The organism is Halococcus thailandensis JCM 13552, assembly GCF_000336715.1.
GTDB classification, from domain to species: domain Archaea; phylum Halobacteriota; class Halobacteria; order Halobacteriales; family Halococcaceae; genus Halococcus; species Halococcus thailandensis.
In genome coordinates, this window is the sequence record NZ_AOMF01000048.1 from 1 (window position 1) to 3,755 (window position 3,755).

5 protein-coding genes are annotated in these 3,755 nt (G+C 56.2%); all 5 read right to left on the reverse strand.

Annotation, left to right across the window (positions count from 1 at the left end):
* Positions 1–5: 5 nt before the first annotated feature.
* Positions 6–848 (reverse strand): hypothetical protein, encoded by an 843-nt coding sequence (locus C451_RS22735; protein WP_007737223.1) that lies wholly within the window; start codon positions 846–848, stop codon positions 6–8.
* Positions 849–968: 120 nt separating this feature from the next.
* Positions 969–1,223 carry a type II toxin-antitoxin system HicA family toxin gene (locus C451_RS02270; protein ID WP_007737224.1) on the reverse strand — a complete coding sequence of 85 codons (255 nt, stop codon included), beginning with the start codon at positions 1,221–1,223 and terminating at the stop codon, positions 969–971.
* Positions 1,224–1,293: 70 nt separating this feature from the next.
* Entirely contained in the window at positions 1,294–1,584 is a 291-nt protein-coding gene (locus tag C451_RS02275; protein WP_007737225.1) for a type II toxin-antitoxin system HicB family antitoxin, read from the reverse strand.
* Complete coding sequence (locus tag C451_RS02280) at positions 1,581–1,850, reverse strand: ArsR family transcriptional regulator (RefSeq protein WP_007737226.1); 270 nt, start codon at positions 1,848–1,850, stop codon at positions 1,581–1,583. The genes C451_RS02275 and C451_RS02280 overlap by 4 nt, the downstream gene beginning before the upstream one ends.
* 203 nt (positions 1,851–2,053) lie before the next feature.
* On the reverse strand, positions 2,054–3,400 hold the full coding sequence (locus C451_RS02285) for a hypothetical protein (RefSeq protein ID WP_152420349.1): 1,347 nt from the start codon (positions 3,398–3,400) through the stop codon (positions 2,054–2,056).
* Positions 3,401–3,755: the final 355 nt, after the last annotated feature.

The following is a 3,755-nucleotide window of genomic DNA, read 5'->3' on the forward strand; positions in this document are numbered from 1 at the left end:
AGAGTTCAAGCGAGTCGCCCGGGACAACGAGATGATTTCACGATCTCAGGCTGTACCCGCTGTTGTGTCCTCGGGGTAAACACGTACGAAAGTCTGAAAACCGCCCCTCCAACTAAGAAAGCCAAAACGATTGCTCCCCAATATGAGAAGGCAATTATCTGGATAAACGAACCCACGTCTTCAAGTGCCTGTTGCGCAGCAGTAGGAGTATCAGCAGAATTGGATTTTTCTTCTAAGTCAGCTATCACAGATGTAATGCGAATAGTCTCTTGAGAAGGCACAATACAATCTACACCCTCCTGCGCAATTAGAGGAAAACTTTTTTCGATGTCTTTTTCAGGGTTATCTATTGCCTGTATTGCCTTACAGTACCGAACTATTAGAGCAGCCGCATCAGTTGGGAGGTGATGGCGATGCTGTTGCAACGTCTTCTTTATCCCTTTCAGTTGCTCTTTGACCTCTGTGAATTCCTCTTCGTGGTATGATTTGATTGCTTCAGACAAGTAGAACGTGAATACTTTCTCAGCTGTGAGACCCTCTCTTCCGTTCAATCTTTTAGTAACAAATCCAGTGAGGTACAGAGCCCCTCCAACAACTGCGGGTACAATCATAAGTGAGAGGGGTGGTTGGACGCCCAAGAGTGAAGCAGCGATGAGCGGAGCAGCTATTGACATAAGCCAGAGAACGAGTCCTGCCAATACCCCCCAATAACGGTAGTTCTTTCGTGCTTCAAACCGTGCAGCCGCTTCCTGGCCGATGGCGACCGAGTCGGAAAATCGGCTGTATTGGCTCATATTTATTCCTATATCGTCAGCTGTTCCTTCGATCGATTCAGGCTCGCTACTCATCGTAGACGTTGCTTCGATGGGCGATTCGACGAATGAACAACATTTCGGGATCTTCGCCACGCTGCCAGTCGGTAATCATGCGGGAGTCGCCGACGCACAGCAAGTGGTGCGGGTAGCCGATCATCTGTTGTGATCAAGCCACTGGCAGAACTCATCGAAATCATTCATCCCGGCATCATCGCCGATAGAACGGAGCGTCCCCGTCGGTACCCGGTCGTGGAGCGGGACGCTCACCGTTCGGTCATCGGTGTCGTGATCCGGTGGCGCGCTCCATTTCAAGATCGCGTGGTCGCCGGTCGTCCGTACCCAGTCGAAGTTCCCGCTGTTGGCAAGCACTTTGGCTATCTCGAACCCGCTGAAATCCCGTGTAACCATTCGTACACTCACCAACGCCCCGCGGGAGAGTAGTTCTGGCGCGAACGCGTGCGCGGGCGGGTGCGCTGCTTCATTTGAGCACGTCGGGGAGCTCGCCCTCGCCCTCGCCCTCACCGCGACGGCGGTTCTCCTCCGGGTCGATGCCGGCCTCTCGAAGCTCCTCGTCGGTCGGCGGGCGGCCACCGTCACCCTCGACGGCGTCGATGACCGCATCGAGCGCGTCGAGCGCGTCGCGACGAGAGTCACCGAGGGCAGTCAGTCCGCGGCTATCATCGTGAGCGGTCCAGCGGCCGTCGTCCTCCTCAGTGAGCGTTATCCGCTGGCGATCGTCGTTGCCTCGCTGGTCGGTGTCGGCGCTCATGCTCCCACCTCACTCTCCATGCTGTCAACGTCCGTCTCCGCCGTCGACCACCATACGACGGCGCTCGCGCCGGCGCGCTTTCGCTGAACACGGCCAGCATCATGCAGGTCCTTCAGGTGGTAGCGCACGGCTTCTGTCGTCACGTCGAGCGTCGCGGCGAGATCACTGGTCGTTGCTACCGGCTCGTGGTGCGCTCGGAGGGCGTCGAGTACGTCGTCGCCCGTGTGGCCGGTGAATCGCCCGGCCATGTCATGATCCCGATCCATGCATACGGGACGACCCGCGGGCACTTACCGTTTTGCCCGCGGCAAAGGTGTTGGTACTGAGCAGAGTTTGCGAAACAACGCCTACGTGACGCCACTGGTTATCGCTTTAGCTCAGCTCGAACGTTAGTGTAGTCGCCGACCTACTGATCCAGAAGAATGCTTAAACGAGGACAGGCCCAACAGCACACAGTCTCCTCACTCAGTCATAAAGAATGTACCCACTCTCCGTGATCCTTTGCCCTGCCAGCCTTTGCGACCGTAGCAGTGCGTTGATCTGTCGCTCCAGGCTCTGTCTGATTTGTACTCACGGTAATGTTCTCGGTCACTCCAGATATGGATGCATTTGAGACGAATCCCGGCTGGCCGGCGAGCATCACGATCGTCTCGTTGCTCGCGTTCGCGAGTCGGAACGTGCTGTTCCCGACACGCCACGTGCCGTCTGTTCGATTCCCGCGAGCGTCGAGATACGCGGCCATGGCTCGGCGAAATTCGCCGGCCTCGGTCGCATTGTCCCATCGGAGTGCCCACGCATAGCTAGTTTCATTGTTCTGCTCGGAGACGAGCAGCCGATCGGCACCCCAACCGGTAGCCGCCCGTGCTGCCCGCTCCGTCGAGAGTTCCGTGCCGAGGGCGATGCGGACGAACGCCTCGCCCTTTACGCGACTATCCGTCCAGCTTCTCTCACTACCGTTCGCAATCGAGAATCCCGCTGTGAGGTTCTTTGGTGGGTCCTCACCGGGTGCGTCACCATGGATGATCTGTTCCATCGAATTAGGTGGGTTCGCGTAGACCTCATTGAGATCTGCCGGAGAGCCGATTTGCTGGCGGATGTAGCGTGCGCCGAAGTAGTACGGAGCAAGGGTGAGTTTCCGTACGGGACCGGAACGGCGGTATTCATCTCTGAGTTGTTCGAAGCGGCTGGGCGATCCGCTGTGATAGGCCTGCACATATGTGCTCTCGGTGAAGGTAGCCGCTCCCTCAATGACACTCCGAACAGTCATTTGCTCGTTCGCAGCCAGTAATTGACGATTCACACGATCCGTAGCCCCAATCCGGTTCTGGACAAGGTGAGTGTACTCATGGGAAAGGTAATTTCTGATTTCGGCGTTAGTTGATCGCTCCGAGACGAGAAGATATATCCGATTGCTGGAAGGCTCAGCGTAGCCATCAGTACCCGTCGCGTGTTCGTACATGTTTTCGTCCGGAACGATACCCAGCAAACGGGGAAACGGCTCTGGCGTGGTGGGGGTAAGGTTCGAGAACGTGAAATTCCTGACAACGACACGATCCGGTGTCATGACGTTGCGGCCCAACAGCTCCGCGGTCCGTGTGAAGACGCGACTGGTATTCACCGGAAGGGAGTCTGTAGTGGTGGTTTCGATTACGAGGTTCGTCGTGTGCTCGGTGGATGGCCGCTCAGCCGTGGTTGGTATTGATGATGTCCCTGATGTCGGAGAGGACGGAGAAGTATCACCGGAGAGCGAGTTGCACCCAGCCGAGAGTATTAGTAAGAGTACAATCACCACAATTGCCGAGCGACGATGGTTCATCGTGGGTTGTTAAAATCACTCACTCAAAAATCACACTGCCAGACTGTTCCAATCAACGAATCTGTGACACACCATCTCAATCAGAACATAAAGAACAATATCTCTGCCCATCAGCAGGCATGCCCTTCTCGACAGGGTTGGCTCATACTTACCCTGCCTGCGCCGACGGCCCCCTGTGGGCCGTGAGGATGGCCTTGATACGGTGACACCACCAGCCGGGTTGCATGGCTCACCTCAATAGTAATTAACCCTCCAGACATCTGTCTTTAGCTAACTCCAGCGATTGACTGAGTGGCGGTAGCGAACCGTTCTTGGAGGATCGGGCGCTCCTGATGGATTTTCTGTGCGTCGGCAG